Source organism: Lentimicrobium sp. S6 (genome assembly GCF_013166635.1).
Classification (GTDB): domain Bacteria; phylum Bacteroidota; class Bacteroidia; order Bacteroidales; family UBA12170; genus UBA12170.
Genome location: NZ_JABKBZ010000313.1, coordinates 1 through 328, shown reverse-complemented (window position 1 = coordinate 328; position 328 = coordinate 1). Strand labels below are relative to the sequence as shown.

Below are 328 nucleotides of genomic sequence, written 5' to 3'. Positions count from 1 at the left end.
CAGTTAGTGATCAGCTTCCCACTGGATATACTTATTTATCAGATAATGGAGCCGGATCTTATGTTACAGCCACAGGAATTTGGACCATAGGTAATTTAGCCGATGGAGCAGATACGAGTTTAGAAATTACTTGTACAGTTAATGCTACTGGTGATTATACAAACACAGCAACACTCACTGGAAATGAAGATGACCCTGACACAAGTAACGATGAGGATGATGCCTTAACAACCCCAAATCCAATTTCAGATTTAGTTATCGTTAAGTCGGTAGATGAGGCAACACCAAATGTTGGAGATCAAGTAATCTTCACTCTTGAAGTGAGCAA

Annotated in this window: 1 protein-coding gene; it reads left to right on the top strand. The window is 39.6% G+C overall.

The window, feature by feature from the left end:
• A partial coding sequence (locus HNS40_RS22850) for a DUF11 domain-containing protein (RefSeq protein ID WP_172285004.1) occupies positions 1-328 on the top strand: 328 nt, incomplete at both ends.